This window comes from Brevibacterium sp. 239c (genome assembly GCF_900169365.1).
Classification (GTDB): domain Bacteria; phylum Actinomycetota; class Actinomycetes; order Actinomycetales; family Brevibacteriaceae; genus Brevibacterium.
Map to the genome: position 1 here is coordinate 189874 of NZ_FXZH01000002.1, position 14081 is coordinate 203954.

Consider the following 14081-nt stretch of genomic DNA (forward strand, 5'->3'; position numbering starts at 1 on the left):
GCGGCAGCGGTGCCGATGTCGGCCGCCGTGCACCGGGAGACAGAGTTCGACCAGGGAGAGACGATATGACCGAAATTCTCAGTTCGTATGTGGCAGGCGACTGGCACACCCCCAGCGGAGACACGAGCAGTGCCCGAGCCGTCCATGATGCGACCAACGGGCAGCTCCTCCATCACGTCTCTTCGTCCGGCATCGACTTCAAGGCCGTTGACGATTACGCCAAGATCACAGGCATCGCCGAACTGCAGAAGCTGACCTTTCACCAGCGCGGCGTCATCCTTAAGAAGCTCGGCGCCTACCTCATGGAGCGCGCCAAGAACTATCACGAGATCTCGTTTTCCACCGGCACCACGAAACGCGACGGCTTCGTCGACATCGAGGGCGGCATCGGCACCCTCTTCACCTACTCTGGTGTGGCCCGTCGGCAGATGCCCAACTCCACGGTCCACCTCGACGGGGGAATCGAGCGCCTGTCGAAGAACGGCACCTTCGTCGGCCGCCACATCCTGACCTCCCGGCAGGGCCTGGCGCTCCAGATCAACGCCTTCAACTTCCCCGTCTGGGGCATGCTGGAGAAGTTCGGCCCCATGTTCGTGGCCGGCATCCCCGTCGTCGTCAAGCCCGCCACCGACACCGCCCACCTGACCCGCGCCGTTGTCGCGGATATGATCGAATCCGGACTGCTGCCCGACGGTGCCCTCCAGCTCATCAGTGGTGATGTCACCCCACTCTTCGACCACCTGGCAGAGCAGGACGCGATCGCCTTCACCGGCTCCGCGAACACAGCCAAGCACCTCGGCGGCCTGGACTGCGTACGCGATCGCGGCACCCGCTTCTTCGCCGAGGCGGACTCGCTCAACTTCTCACTGCTCGGTCCCGATGCCGGACCAGGCACCGAGGAATTCGACCTCTTCGTCTCCGGCGTCGTGGCCGAGATGACCGTCAAGGCCGGGCAGAAGTGCACTGCGATCCGCCGTACCTTCGTCCCCGAGCAGCACAAGCAGGCAGTCGCCGAGGCGCTCGTCACGAAACTCGAGACGCAGGGTGTCGGCGATCCTCGTGAGAAGGCGACGCGGCTGGGGCCGGTCGTCTCTGTCAAACAGCGTTCCGACGTTCTCGACGCCATCGACACGATCACCTCGGCGGGGGCACGCGTCCTCACAGGCGGACGCGAAGCCTCGGACGAACTGGCGAAGAACCTCGGCGGAGCCTATGTCGCGGCCACCGTGCTCGAGGTCGACGACCCCTGGGTCGACGCCGTTCACGACATCGAGGCCTTCGGCCCGGTGACCTCGCTGATCACCTATTCCTCCACCGAGGAGGCTGTGCGTCTGGCCGCCCGCGGACGCGGTTCCCTGGTCGGCTCGGTCATCACCCACGATGCCGAGTTCGCCACCGAATTCGTCCGTCAGGTCGCCCCCTGGCACGGACGCATCCTCGTCCTTGACCGCGATGACGCCGGGGAATCGACCGGACACGGCTCACCCCTGCCCACCCTCATCCACGGCGGGCCGGGACGTGCCGGCGGCGGCGAGGAGATGGGCGGCCTGCGCGGCGTCGAGCACTTCATGCAGCGCACCGCGATCCAGGCCTCCCCAGACATGCTCACCGCCATCGGCGGCGAGTGGGTGAACGGAGCCCAGCGCCGGGCCGGTCAGCACCCGTTCACGAAAACCTTGGCGGACCTGCGCGTGGGCGACGCCCTCGAATCCGAATGGCGTGAAGTCACGCTCGAGGATATCTCGCACTTCGCAGAGTTCACCGGCGACACCTTCTACGCCCACACCGACGAGGAGGCGGCGGCCGCGAACCCGTTCTTCCCGGGACGCGTGGCTCACGGCTACCTCATCGTGTCCTTCGCCGCAGGACTCTTCGTCCAGCCGGACCCCGGCCCGGTGCTCGCAAACTACGGTCTCGAAGGCCTGACCTTCATCACCCCGGTCTCACCAGGTGATTCGCTCAAGGTCACACTGACCGCCAAGCGCATCACTCCGCGTGAGACCGATGAGTACGGCGAGGTCCGCTGGGACGCTCAGGTCGTCAACCAGAACGACGAACCCGTCGCGAACTACGACGTGCTGACCCTGGTCGCGAAGGAATAATCGCCGGCGTAATTGTGTCGGGCCGGGCCGTGCTTCGGGCGTGTCCCGGCTGGGCTCAGTCCGGCAGACCCTCGGCAGATCAGCGCGGAACGCGGACCCGCAGCGCCGCTGGTCGGATCGAGAGTGTGGCGGGGGTGTGTGCGACGGCATCACCGTCGGCGACGATCTCGACCGGCGCGGCTCCCTCGCGGGCCGCAATGGACACCTCACGGGCGTGACGAAACGTGATATGCGGGTGGAAGGCGCGCAGTCCCAGCGAGAACGCTACGAGCTCGACGGCCAACCGCGGCAGCCACACGTCCCTGAGCAGCACCACATCGATGAGACCGTCGTCGATCTTCGCTCCCGGAGAGAGCTTCAGTCCACCTCCGTAGCGGCCGGAGTTGGCGAAGCCTGCCGTGTATCCGCGGAAGTCGACCTCTTCGCCATCGAGGATCAGTGACAGATCAATGCGCTGCGGCGCCAGGATTGCGCGGATGATGCCGTACAGATAGACCCAGTGTCCCTTGATTCGGTGCACCGAATCGGCATAGACCTGGACTGCGGAGTCCAGTCCGAGACAGACATTGCCCACCGATATCCGCCCGTTGAGGTCGATGACATCGATGGAGCGGTCGCGTCCCTCAGCGATGATGGCGACGGCGGCTTCGATTCCCTTCGGAATGCCGAGCTTGCCGATGAGGTCATTGCCTCGCCCTCCAGCGACGATGCCCAGAGCGGTCTGTGTGCCGATCAGTCCGGCAGCGACAGCGCGAACCATTCCATCTCCACCCAGAGAGACGACGAGTGCTGCATTCTGCGCCGCATAGTGTGCGGCCAGCTCTCCGGCGTGCTGTTCGCTGGTGGATTCGATCAGCTGCGCTGTCATCCCATTAGCGGCGAAGGCTGCTTTGACCGGTTCGATCCGCTTCCAGACTGCTCCATGACGGGCTGCCGGGTTGAGGATGACGGGCACCGACAGCGGCGGCGGTGCGGTGGTCATAGTTCCGTCGGTCCGTGCATGAGCTTTCCCGGATTCATGATTCCTTCCGGGTCCACTTCGGCTTTCGCTGCGCGCAGCATCTGCAACCACAGATCGCCGGTTTCCTGGGGCAGCCACGGTGCATGGTCTGCTCCGGTGCCATGGTGGTGGGTGATCGTGCCGCCGTTATTGACCGCAGCATCACTGGCCGCTGTCTTCAGCGCCTTCCACTGCTCCATCTCCTGGCCCTCCTGCTGCTGAGCGAACACGGTGTAATAGAGCGAGCAGCCGGAGGTGTAGAGGTGAGAAATATGGCACAGCACCAGAGCCGGCGTGCCGCGCTCGGCCGGTGATTTCTCGATGTCCTGCTTGATCGTCTCGTGCAGGTCCTCGATCCTGCTCCAGGGTGCGGCCGTCTCCATCGTCTCGACGATGATGCCTTCGGTCAGCAGCTGATCGCGCAGATATGGGGTCGAGAAGCGGTGCTTCTCCCACATGGTCTCGGGACTGCCGCCGACGCTGACGCCCCGGTGCCTCTTCGCGATTTCACGCCCGGTGGACCGGCGCACCCTCGCCTCCGCTTTGGGGCCGTCGTAACGCAGCACCAGCATGCAGGGGGTGGTGACTCCTCGAGCGCGAAGATAGGCCAGGAGGCCCTTGCGTTGGACGTCGCTGCCGAGCTGCGCCAGACCGAACGCAGTCTCGTTGACATCGGAGAGTCGCGCAATGTCGGGACGCAGTCCCTGTTGTTCCAGCTCACGCAGTGCCGTGGCACCCGAGTGGAAGTCGCGGAAGAACCAGGCATCCGGCAGCATCGCCTCGGGCAGAGACTTGATTCGCAACGTGGCCTGGGTGATGATTCCGAACGTGCCCTCGGACCCGACGAACATCTGACGAGGGTTGGGCCCGGCCGCTGTGGCGGGTGTCGAACGCAGTGTGATCGGGCCGCTTGGAGTCGAGGCACGCAGACCGAACACGTTGTCATCGATGCGACCGTAGCCGCTCGACTGCTGACCAGCCGATCGTGTGGCGACCCAGCCACCGACGGTGCTGAACTCGAACGACTGCGGGAAGTGGCCGAGTGTGAAGCCCTCAGACTGCAGCTTCTCCTCGAGGTCCGGGCCGAAGACTCCGGCTTGGGCAGTCACCGTCAAGGATTCCTCATCGATATCGAGGACCTCCTCGAGGCGAGCCAGACTGATGCACACGCAGCTGCGGAAGTTGGGGCGGAACGCGGCGATACCTCCGACGACGCTTGTGCCGCCACCGAAGGGCACGACCGCTATGCGCTCCGCCTGACAGATGGCCAACAGCTCGTCGACCTCGGTCTCGGATTCCGGGTAGAGCACGGCATCGGGGGCGAAGGGCATGGTGCCCCTGCGCAGGCGCAGCAGGTCCGGCAGGCTGCGTCCGGCGGCATGGGAGACGCGGGTCGCATGATCCTCGCGAACGTAGTCGGCACCCAGCAGCTCGATGAATTGAGCACGCGCCCGCCCAGGAAGATCGGGTTCGGGCAGCTGTACGGCGTCGAGATCGATCGGCGTGTGGTTGACACCTTTGGGCCAGCCGCAGGTTGCGGTCAGCATCTTCTTGGCGCCGGGCTTGACCGGGTCGTCATGGCCGTCCTCGCCCCAGCCCCACCAGCGCATCCTCGGTTGAGTCTTCTCCATGGGGGTCATCCTTCGTCCTGTGTGGTTCGTATGGGTCGTGTGGGCTGTGCGAGCCGCGCATTCTGTCCGGTCTCGGTCGGCTCGCTGGTTTCGAGAAGCTCTGGGGCGTGCTTGCGCACGGCAGCGGCAAGGTCGGCCCGATCAGCGTCGACGAGGCCCCAGCGGGTTCTGCGGTCGATGACGTCCTCAACGGTGACGGCGAGTTCGTGCTCGACGGCGAACCTGATCTCCGCGCGACTGAGCGGAATTCCGGCTCTGACCGGTTCACTCAGCGCAGGGTCATCGGCACTGTAGGAGGCGACCGCCTCGGCGTCGGTACCGTAGCGGCGGACCAGATGGCTGGGAAGACCTGCTCTCGGTGTGCCGGCGCCGACGAGGCTGAGCGTCGTGGTGCGGCACGGTCTGGCTGTCAACCCGCCGGCCTCGACCGCCGCATCCACGGCGTCTTCGGCCATGCGCCGATAGGCCGTGAGCTTGCCGCCGACGATGGTGAGGAGGTTGGTGGCTGAGTCTCGCAGCAGCGCGTGTTTGCGTGAGAGGTCGGCACCGGAGTCGGCCTTGCCCTTGAGCAGTGGCCTGAACCCGGCAAAGCTGCCCACCACGTCCTCGGGTGTGAGCGGGTTCTCCAGCACGGCGTTGATGGTGTCGAGCAGGAATGTCCGCTCCTCGGCGTCCGGGCGGGCTCGCTCGGGAATCTGACCAGTGTGTGGATCATCGGTCAGGCCGATCATGACGAGTCCGTCGTCCCAGGGCACCGCGAAGACGAACCTGCCGAAGTGACCGGGGACCGGCGCGGTCACGGCAGCGGTCGGATTGCCCATGCTCTCGGCCCGAACCAGCAGGTGCGAGCCCTTGGACGGAGCGAGCTCGACATCCTCGGAGAGTGAATCGGCCCAGACGCCGGCGGCGTTGATGATCTGCTTCGCACGAATGGTGTGAGGCTTCCCGGTGAGCCGATCGGTGACCTGGACTCGTCCGGATTCGACACGGGATTCGACGCCGGATTCGACCCCTGTGGCGGTGGCATAGGTGATGATGCGCGCCCCATGGGCCGCAGCCGTGCGAGCCATGGTCACCACGAGCCGGGCATCGTCGACGATCTGGCCGTCCCAGCTGAGCAGTCCACCGCGCAGCCCGCTGGAAGCCGTGGCCGGAGCGAGTCGGCAGACCTCGCCAGGCGAGATCCGGTGGGGGTGGGGCAGCAGTGATTTCGGGGTGCGCGCCAGCATTCTCAGCACATCTCCCGCGAAGAATCCGGTCCCCGTCAGTGCGGCATCAAAATGGCTGACGTGGGTGTGCAGCGGGAAGAGCATCTTGACCGGCCGGATCAGATGCGGCGCGATCCGGCGCATCAGATGGCCACGTTCTACCGCGGATTCCCACGCGATCGGAACGTCGAGCTTCGCCAGATAGCGCAGACCACCGTGGGCCAGCTTCGAACTCCAGCCACTGGTGCCCGACGCGAGATCCCCGCGCTCAACGAGCACGACGCTCAGGCCACGGGAGGCCGCATCGAGTGCAACACCTGTACCGGTGATCCCGCCACCGATCACCACGAGGTCGAAGGGTTCAGCGCCCGAGGCCTCCGTCTCTGCGAGTTCCGCGAGGTCCCGCGCCCGCCGTTCGGCGTTGAGCGCGGTGTTGCCTGGCGAGCTGGATGTCATTCCTGGCCTTTCTGGTACGGAGTCGTACCAGTTTGCGTTCGCTGGGCTTTGTTGTCAAGATCACATTGTGAGTGATCAGGGACGACCGTATGCCGGGGCCAGCCGGGAAGCGCGTGAGAGTGCACGTCGTGAGCAGCTCGTCACGGCTGGGATCTCGCTCTTCGGCACTCAAGGCTATCGGGCTGCAACGGTCGGTGCGGTCTGTGCGGAAGCTGGTCTCAACAAGCGCTACTTCTACGAGTCGTTCGCCACTCTGGAGGACCTCCTCTGCGAGGTCTATGAGCGAGTGGTCGCCGACCTGCGCGCCTCCGTCCTCGCCGGCGGCGGTGAGGATGCCGCGGCGGTGCTGCGAGGATTCATGGGCGGTTTCCTCGCCTGGGCCCAGGCCAACCCGGTGCAGGCCCGAGTCCACCTCTTCGAGGTTCTGGGAGTCAGTGCGCGCGTCGACGAACTCTATCGACGACAGGGTCGAACGATCGGTGATGAGCTCGCAAGTCGCCTGTCCGCGACGGCTGCCGGCCCCCAGCTGACCGCTGGCCAGCAGAGAATCCTCGGTGACATGCTCGTCGGCGCCGGCGTGCAGATGGTCGTCGACTGGGTTATCAGCGACTATCAGCCCCCGCGCGATGAGCTGCTCGGTCAGATGGACGCGACCTTGGGGTGGATCCTCGTGGCAGGCCTGGCAACCCTGGGCGAAAATCGAGGCGACTGAGTGTTCCTGCGGAGAACATCACCGTCGACAACCAGCCTCGTGCTGACGCGGTAGCGTGGGTGGCAGCAGTCCGTCGACAGGAGAGCACATTGAACGCACACCTCATCATCTTCGGAGCCACCGGTGACCTGGCAGGACGGTTCCTGCTCCCGGCTCTGGCGGAGCTCGCCGCCGTCGACGCGCTGCCGCAGGGCTTCTCGCTCATGGCGTCCGCCACTCGGGATATGAGCGAGGACGACTACCGCGACCACGCGGAGGCGAAGCTGAACGAGCACGGCGCCGACCATCCGGAATGCGCCCGCCGGTGGATCCTCGACCGAACGCGATACCGGTCCGCCGATGTCACCGACCCGGCCGATATGGCCGATCTTCTGGCAGAAACCGGCCGCGGACAGGATTCGCCGGTGACCGTCTACCTCGCACTGCCCACAGGACTCATGCCTGATGCGCTGCGTGCCCTGGCCGCCGCTGACCTTCCAACAGGCAGCCGGATTGCGATGGAGAAGCCCTTCGGAGATGACCTCGACGGTGCGCAGGAACTCGACGACCTCCTCGGCGAGCTCTTCGGTGACGATGCCGCTTCGATCGTCTTCAACGTCGACCATGCGCTCGGCATGGCTCCTGTGCAGGCGATGCTGGCGCTTCGATTCGCCAATCCGCTGCCCGAGGCCGTCTGGAACAGTGAACATATCGAGGAGTTCCGGGTGCTGTGGGATGAAGCCATCGCGCTCGAGGGCCGGGCCCGGTTCTACGACAGCACAGGAGCGCTCAAGGACGTCCTGCAGAACCATATGATGCAGGTGCTGACGATGAGCGCCATGGACCGGCCAGACGGGATCGAATCCGGATGGCCGAATGCGGCAGAGCTGCGAGAACGCAAGACCCAGCTCCTGTCTGCCGTCCGGCCGCTGTCTGCCGCTGACGTTGCGACCTCCACTCGCCGCGCCCGCTACACCGCGGGGACGCTGGCCGATGAGCCGGAGGCCGCGGCGAAGGCGGTGCCCGACTACATCGACGAGGACGGTGTCGATGGGACCCGCAATACCGAGACCTTCGCCGAGGCTGTCCTGCACATCGATTCTCCCCGCTGGGCTGGCACCCGGTTCCGTCTGCGCACGGGAAAGGCGCTCGCCCACTCGCGCAAGGGCCTTGAGATCCTCTTCCGCCCGGTCGGGTCCGCTCAGCAGGGCGCGCGACTGTGGATCGGCCTCGACGGACCGTTCGACGTTGAACTCGACCTCAATTCGAGCAGCTCCCGCGACAGGATGACTCCGATGAGTCTGACCGGTGAGCAGCCGCGGCCGGACTTCTCCCCGTACGGACACGTGCTCAAGAGCGCCCTCGAAGGAGAGTCAGATCTGGCGGCAGGCCCGGAGGAGTCGAAGCTGGCCTGGCAGATCCTCACCCCGGTCCTCGAAGCTTGGGAGGCAGGAACCGTGCCGATGGAGAACTATCCTGCGGGCAGCGCCGGCCCGGATTCGCAGCCGCCGGCAGGGCAGCAAACAAGTTCAGCGCACCAGTCGGAAGGAGCACAGTCATGAGGGCCGAACAGGTCACCGATCCGATCGTCTACCACGGCGAGGGGCCCGCGTGGTCGCCGTCCTGGGGCGGTCTGCGCTGGGTCGACATGCTCGCCGGTGACATCCTGACCTTGCGTGATGACGACGTCGAACGCCGTCACGTCGCCGAGGTCGCCGCGGCGGTCCGACCTCGCCGAGGCGGTGGCGCGGTCATCGGAATCGAGCGCGGTTTCGCCCTCGAAGGTCCCGATGGGCAGGTCACTGCTCTGCCTGAGGTCTGGGCTTCGCCGAGCATCCGCATGAATGAGGGCGGCTGCGATCCGCAGGGGAACTTCTGGTGCGGATCGATGGCCTACGACCAGAGTCCCGGTGCTGCCTCGCTCTATCGTCTCAGCCCCGAAGGCCGGGTCGACGTCATGCTCGAGGGAGTGACCGTATCCAACGGTCTGGAGTGGAGCCCTGACGGTTCACTCGCCTACTACAACGACACACCCACAGGGCAGGTTGGCGTCTTCGCCTTCGATCCCGATCAGGGACTGCTCAACCATCGGGTCCTCGTCGAACTCCCTGACGGCGGTCGCCCCGATGGACTCACCGTCGACAGCGAAGGCTGCGTATGGACGGCCGTGGTCAACAGGGGAGCGGTTCACCGCTACCGACCGGATGGCACCTTGGACGCAGTCATCGACGTTCCGGCCGGCAAGGTCACCGCCTGCACCTTCGGCGGGGAGAGCCTCGATCGGCTCTTCATCACCACATCGCAGGAGAACGTGGACACCGCTGAGGATCCCTTGGCGGGTGCCCTCTTCGTCGCCGAGGTGGGCGTGAGAGGACTGCCGCTGCGCGACTTCGCAGGGTAGAGCTGTCAGGCTTCGAGGCCGTTGAAGGCCATTGAGGTGACCGCGTCGGCGATCTTCTCAGGGGCGGCGGGGTAGCTGGGCCGATACCACTCGGTGATGGAGTTGACCATGCCGAAGAGCAGACGCGTGATCAGACCGGGTGTGAAGTCCGAACGCAGCCCGCCCTCCTCGATCGCCGCAGCGACGAGAACCCGGATCTTATCGTCGATCCTCCGTCGTGCCTCGAGGGCCCTGCGCTCGATGTCCGAATTTCCGCGGACCCGCAGAAGCAGGGTCACCGAGTGGTGGTATTCGATGAGGATGACCACGCTGGCATGGACGGCGGAGCGCAGACGTGTGAGGGCGTCCGACCCCGTCCGCTGGCTTTCGGCCTCGACCGCGGAATCAAGGGCGCGAATGCCGCGGTTGATCGCCAGGTGCAGCAGCTCTTCCTTCGACTTCACATGGTGATAGATCGCGGACTTCGTGATGCCGAGCTCACGTGCCACCGTGTCCATGGACGTACCGTCGTATCCGCGAGAGACGAAGACCTCTGTGGCCTTGTTGATCAGCGTCTCCCGGTCGTAACCGGGCCGTCCACGACGGGTGCGCTTGGGCTGGTCCGATGCGCCCGCCTCGGCGTCGGTGGGCTTCGTCGCTGCGTCCACGGCCGGATCGACACAGGACTCGAGGTCGGGTGTCGGCGCAGGTGAAGTCGTTTTCGGCATGCGCACCAGTCTAACCAGCCTGGACCGCGGCTGCCGCGTACGGCACCGCAGCCCGCCTCATGGGGGAGCTCATCTGAGGCCCTCACGGCGGTCGATGATGCGCTTGATCTTGCCCACCGAGCGAGGCAGCTCGCCCGGTTTGAGCACGGATACGGTCGAGGAGACACCGAGGCGTTCCTTGATCCGCGCGGCCACGAGCTTGTTCAGACCTTCGACTTCCGCGGCTCCGACGCCTTCACGGCACTCGACCTCGACGGTGACCTCATCCATCCGGCCGGGGCGAGTGAGCACCAGCTGGAAGTGGGGGCTGAGGTGTGCGAATTCGAAGAGCACGGACTCGACGTTGGCCGGGTAGACGTTGACGCCGCGGATGATGATGAGGTCATCGGAGCGGCCGGTGATGCGTGAGATGCGACGGAAGTTCGGGTTCGCGGTGCCCGGCAGCAGGCTCGCCAGATCGTGTGTGCGGTAGCGGATGATCGGCAGGGCCTCCTTCGTCAGCGAGGTGAAGACGAGTTCGCCTTCCTCACCATCGGGCAGGACCTCGCCGGTGTAGGGATCGACGATCTCCGGGTAGAAGTGGTCCTCCCAGATCGTGGGTCCGTCCTTGGTGTCCACCGACTCGCAGGCCACGCCCGGGCCCATGACCTCGGAGAGGCCGTAGATGTCGACGGCGTTGATGTTGAAGGACTTCTCGATCTCCTTGCGCATCTCATCCGTCCACGGTTCGGCGCCGCAGATCGCGGTCTGCAGGCTCGTTGTGGTGGGGTCGACGCCCTGTTTGTGGAATTCGTCGAGGATCGTGAGCAGATAGGTCGGGGTCGCCGTGATGATGTCGGGCTTGAAGTCCTGGATCAGCTGGACCTGACGCTGCGTCTGACCGCCGGAGATCGGGACGACTGTGAACCCGTGACGCTCGGCGCCATGGACGCCGAGGCCACCGGTGAAGAGTCCGTAGCCGTAGGCATTGTGCATCATCTGCCCGCGTTTGCCGCCGGCACCGAGGATGGAGCGTGCGATGAGGCTGCCCCACGAGTCGAGGTCGCCCAGTGTGTAGCCCACAACCGTCGGCAGCCCGGTCGTGCCCGAAGACGCGTGGATGCGAGCGACCTCTTCACGCGGAACTGCGAACATGCCGAATGGGTAGTTGTCGCGCAGATCCTGCTTGTTGGTGAATGGCAGCTTCGCAATGTCGTCGAGACTGGTGATGTCCGCCGGAGTCACGCCGAGGTCGTCGAAAGCCTTCTTGTAGAACGGCACCTTCTCGTACACCTTGGTGACGCTCGACTTGAGGTTGGCGAGCTGATCTGCGCGCAGCTCATCGAGGCTCATACGCTGTCCGGCGTCGCGATCATTGGCAGTCATCGTTGTCTCCTTGGTGAATCTTGTTGTGCTGAGCAATCTGTGGGGCGCCGAGGTGGGGCGCCGTGTCAGGGCCGTACCAGGGCCGCGGTGGGACCTCGTGTCAGGAAGTCGCGGGCTTTCGTGCGGGCAGCGTGCGGGAGCGGCCGCGGTAGGTCGCAACGATCTCGTCTCCGCGAGTGACTTCGATGTCGTAGATGCCCGAGCGGCCCTGTTTGACGATCTCTTTGCCGCGGGCGACGAGTGTGTCGCCGACGTAGGTGGGTTTGAGGAAGTCGATGTCTCCTCCCGAGGCGACGGTGATCGAGCCGGGATAGTTGCAGGCCATCGCGAAGGTGGTGTCGGCGAAGAGGAAGATGTAGCCGCCGTGGGTGATGTCGTGCCCGTTGGCCATGATCTCGGTGATCGTCATCGAGCACCGTGCCCAGCCGGGGCCGTGATCGTCGACCGTGATGCCCAGGTGCTGAGAGGCGCGGTCATTGGCGAACATCGCCGCGGCGCCGGTTTCGGGCTTAACGGCGGCACCAGTTTCGGGATCAACGTTCGCGCTGTCCGCAGACGCCGCCGTGCGAGCGGTTGTCGTTGCCTCGGGACTGGGCTCTCCCATGTCAGGCTCCTCTTCGAGTCGCTGATTGCTGTGGCGATCACTTGCCGGGCAGTGGTGAGCGCATGTGGACGATGGCTGTCAGCAGCCCGAAGCTCCCGGTCGCGGCACCTTCGAAGAATAAACGACCATCTGGTCAATAAATATGGTTGTGATCGGCGTCGCTGTCAAGTCGGACCACGGTATCGCGTCGCCTGCGGCCCGGTGGTGGCAGGTCAGTCTAGCCTCGCCGCGGACCGCGCGTTGCACCGAGACTCGGGGGCGCACGGGAGTGTCTCGGGGCAGCGTGCGGTTCTCGGTGAGGCCGCTGCGAGGCGAGTCTCGACGCGCGACCCGAGTGCCGATGGGTCATCCGCGGCCCGGAGACGACCTGGTGCTCCGGCGTTGCACCTCGGCGTGGGGTGTGCCACACTGATAGTGAACAATACAGAACAAACGGTCAGTAAATGGTTGTCCCGGGTCGACGGTCGTACGATGGTCGACCCGAACGCACAGTCCTCAGCGGTGCAGAATTTGAAACAGCGCACCGCCAGGAAGGGCGCATCCAAGGGTGGAGTGGTCATGACGACGCAAATCAACGAATCAGAACTCGAGGCACAGTTCGCCGCGACGATCGGAGCCAAGGACCGAATCGAACCGCGCGACTGGATGCCGGAGAAGTATCGCAAGACCGTCGTGAGGCAGGTTGCTCAGCACGCTCATTCGGAGATCATCGGCATGCAGCCCGAAGGCAACTGGATCTCCCGTGCGCCCTCACTGCGTCGCAAGGCGATCCTGCTGGCCAAGGTCCAGGACGAAGCCGGTCACGGCCTCTACCTCTACTCGGCCGCTGAGACCCTGGGCGCCTCCCGCGATGAGCTCACCGAGAAGCTCATCGCCGGCAAGCAGAAGTACTCCTCGATCTTCAACTACCCGACGCTGGCCTACACCGACGTCGGCACGATCGGCTGGCTCGTCGATGGTGCCGCGATCGTCAACCAGGTGCCCCTGTGTCGGACCTCCTTCGGTCCTTATGGTCGCGCCATGATCCGCGTCTGCAAGGAAGAATCCTTCCACCAGCGTCAGGGCTACGAGCTGCTGATGACGATGATGCGCGGCACCGATGAGCAGCGGGCCTCGGTTCAGGAGTCGGTCAACCGCTTCTGGTGGCCGGCACTTATGATGTTCGGCCCACCCGATGACGACTCGCCGAACACCGAACAGTCGATGGAATGGGGCATCAAGACCCACACCAACGATGAGCTGCGTCAGAAGTTCGTCGACATGTCCGTCCCGCAGGCCGAGGCCCTGGGCGTGACCTTCCCCGACGAGGGACTGAAGTGGAACGAAGAACGCGGCCACTACGACTTCTCGACCCCGGACTGGGACGAGTTCTGGTCCGTCGTCAAGGGCAATGGTCCCTGCAATGATCAGCGCGTTGCCCACCGCAAGCGTGCCTGGGACGAGGGGGCCTGGGTCCGCGACGCAGCACTGGCCTTCGCCGAGAACTCCGCCGTGGACTCCGCTCCCACCGATTCGCCCGAAACGCCGACAGCCGACACAGCTGACACCACCGCCGAGGAGGCCGCCAAATGAGCGCAGAGACCACACCGGGCACCGGCGCCGGATCCGCAGAGACCCGCACCCCGAGCGTCCGCGGCGAATGGCCCCTCTACGAGGTCTTCGTGCGCGGCAAGCGCGGACTCAACCATGTCCACGTCGGATCGTTGCACGCCCCCGATGACCAGATGGCCCTGCGTCACGCCCGCGATGTCTACACCCGCCGCAATGAAGGCGTGAGCCTGTGGGTCGTACGCTCCTCGTCGATCACGGCCTCCAGCCCCGACGAGAAGGACCCCATGTTCGCCCCTGCCGGCGACAAGGTCTACCGCCACCCCACCTTCTACGACATCCCCGACGATGTCCCCCACATGTGAGGA

The 14081-nt window shown here is 65.3% G+C and carries 12 protein-coding genes; 6 read left to right on the forward strand and 6 right to left on the reverse strand.

Annotation, left to right across the window (positions count from 1 at the left end; translation table 11 throughout):
* The first annotated feature begins 65 nt into the window (after positions 1-65).
* Positions 66-2102, forward strand: a complete 2037-nt coding sequence (gene paaZ, locus BSP239C_RS02685; RefSeq protein WP_101570072.1) for a phenylacetic acid degradation bifunctional protein PaaZ — start codon at positions 66-68, stop codon at positions 2100-2102.
* Between the two features lie 79 nt (positions 2103-2181).
* Here the strand turns inward: paaZ and BSP239C_RS02690 are convergent, their stop codons facing one another.
* From BSP239C_RS02690 to BSP239C_RS02700, 3 genes are read right to left on the reverse strand one after another with little or no spacing between them, the layout of a single operon-like run.
* Positions 2182-3084: a diacylglycerol kinase family protein gene (locus tag BSP239C_RS02690; protein ID WP_101570073.1), complete on the reverse strand. Its 903-nt coding sequence runs from the start codon at positions 3082-3084 to the stop codon at positions 2182-2184.
* Positions 3081-4733, reverse strand: a complete 1653-nt coding sequence (locus BSP239C_RS02695) for an FAD-binding oxidoreductase (protein ID WP_101570074.1) — start codon at positions 4731-4733, stop codon at positions 3081-3083. The genes BSP239C_RS02690 and BSP239C_RS02695 overlap by 4 nt, the downstream gene beginning before the upstream one ends.
* Before the next feature lie 5 nt (positions 4734-4738).
* The gene (locus BSP239C_RS02700) at positions 4739-6397 is read right to left on the reverse strand and encodes a glycerol-3-phosphate dehydrogenase/oxidase (RefSeq protein ID WP_101570075.1); all 1659 of its coding nucleotides are present in this window, start codon (positions 6395-6397) and stop codon (positions 4739-4741) included.
* 67 nt (positions 6398-6464) lie between these two features.
* Here BSP239C_RS02700 and BSP239C_RS02705 point away from each other — a divergent pair, with 67 nt between their 5' ends.
* From BSP239C_RS02705 to BSP239C_RS02715, 3 genes are all read left to right on the forward strand, one after another.
* Complete coding sequence (locus tag BSP239C_RS02705; protein WP_180958897.1) at positions 6465-7109, forward strand: TetR/AcrR family transcriptional regulator; 645 nt, start codon at positions 6465-6467, stop codon at positions 7107-7109.
* A gap of 89 nt (positions 7110-7198) precedes the next feature.
* A complete protein-coding gene (locus tag BSP239C_RS02710; RefSeq protein ID WP_180958898.1) occupies positions 7199-8650 on the forward strand; it encodes a glucose-6-phosphate dehydrogenase in 1452 nt (483 codons plus the stop codon).
* Positions 8647-9489: an SMP-30/gluconolactonase/LRE family protein gene (locus tag BSP239C_RS02715; protein ID WP_101570077.1), complete on the forward strand. Its 843-nt coding sequence runs from the start codon at positions 8647-8649 to the stop codon at positions 9487-9489. Before BSP239C_RS02710 ends, BSP239C_RS02715 begins: the two co-directional genes overlap by 4 nt.
* Positions 9490-9494: 5 nt before the next feature.
* On the opposite strand, the gene BSP239C_RS02720 is transcribed toward BSP239C_RS02715, so the two are convergent.
* From BSP239C_RS02720 to paaI, 3 genes are all read right to left on the reverse strand, one after another.
* Complete coding sequence (locus BSP239C_RS02720; RefSeq protein ID WP_101570078.1) at positions 9495-10196, reverse strand: TetR/AcrR family transcriptional regulator; 702 nt, start codon at positions 10194-10196, stop codon at positions 9495-9497.
* Between the two features lie 69 nt (positions 10197-10265).
* On the reverse strand, positions 10266-11561 hold the full coding sequence (gene paaK, locus BSP239C_RS02725; RefSeq protein WP_101570079.1) for a phenylacetate--CoA ligase PaaK: 1296 nt from the start codon (positions 11559-11561) through the stop codon (positions 10266-10268).
* 100 nt (positions 11562-11661) lie between these two features.
* Entirely contained in the window at positions 11662-12165 is a 504-nt protein-coding gene (gene paaI / locus BSP239C_RS02730; protein WP_101570080.1) for a hydroxyphenylacetyl-CoA thioesterase PaaI, read from the reverse strand.
* Positions 12166-12723: 558 nt separating this feature from the next.
* Between paaI and paaA the strand changes: the two genes are divergently transcribed.
* Entirely contained in the window at positions 12724-13737 is a 1014-nt protein-coding gene (gene paaA, locus BSP239C_RS02735; RefSeq protein ID WP_101570215.1) for a 1,2-phenylacetyl-CoA epoxidase subunit PaaA, read from the forward strand.
* Entirely contained in the window at positions 13734-14078 is a 345-nt protein-coding gene (gene paaB, locus BSP239C_RS02740; protein WP_101570081.1) for a 1,2-phenylacetyl-CoA epoxidase subunit PaaB, read from the forward strand. The genes paaA and paaB overlap by 4 nt, the downstream gene beginning before the upstream one ends.
* Positions 14079-14081 lie beyond the last annotated feature (3 nt).

What these genes read in the sequence shown, in the direction of transcription:
- paaA (WP_101570215.1), top strand. Translation starts at nt 12,724, where the DNA reads ATGACGACGCAAATCAACGAATCAGAACTCGAGGCACAGTTCGCCGCG.
- paaZ (WP_101570072.1), top strand. Translation starts at nt 66, where the DNA reads ATGACCGAAATTCTCAGTTCGTATGTGGCAGGCGACTGGCACACCCCC.
- paaI (WP_101570080.1), bottom strand. Translation starts at nt 12,165, where the DNA reads ATGGGAGAGCCCAGTCCCGAGGCAACGACAACCGCTCGCACGGCGGCG.
- BSP239C_RS02715 (WP_101570077.1), top strand. Translation starts at nt 8,647, where the DNA reads ATGAGGGCCGAACAGGTCACCGATCCGATCGTCTACCACGGCGAGGGG.
- paaB (WP_101570081.1), top strand. Translation starts at nt 13,734, where the DNA reads ATGAGCGCAGAGACCACACCGGGCACCGGCGCCGGATCCGCAGAGACC.
- paaK (WP_101570079.1), bottom strand. Translation starts at nt 11,561, where the DNA reads ATGACTGCCAATGATCGCGACGCCGGACAGCGTATGAGCCTCGATGAG.
- BSP239C_RS02720 (WP_101570078.1), bottom strand. Translation starts at nt 10,196, where the DNA reads ATGCCGAAAACGACTTCACCTGCGCCGACACCCGACCTCGAGTCCTGT.
- BSP239C_RS02700 (WP_101570075.1), bottom strand. Translation starts at nt 6,397, where the DNA reads ATGACATCCAGCTCGCCAGGCAACACCGCGCTCAACGCCGAACGGCGG.
- BSP239C_RS02690 (WP_101570073.1), bottom strand. Translation starts at nt 3,084, where the DNA reads ATGACCACCGCACCGCCGCCGCTGTCGGTGCCCGTCATCCTCAACCCG.
- BSP239C_RS02695 (WP_101570074.1), bottom strand. Translation starts at nt 4,733, where the DNA reads ATGGAGAAGACTCAACCGAGGATGCGCTGGTGGGGCTGGGGCGAGGAC.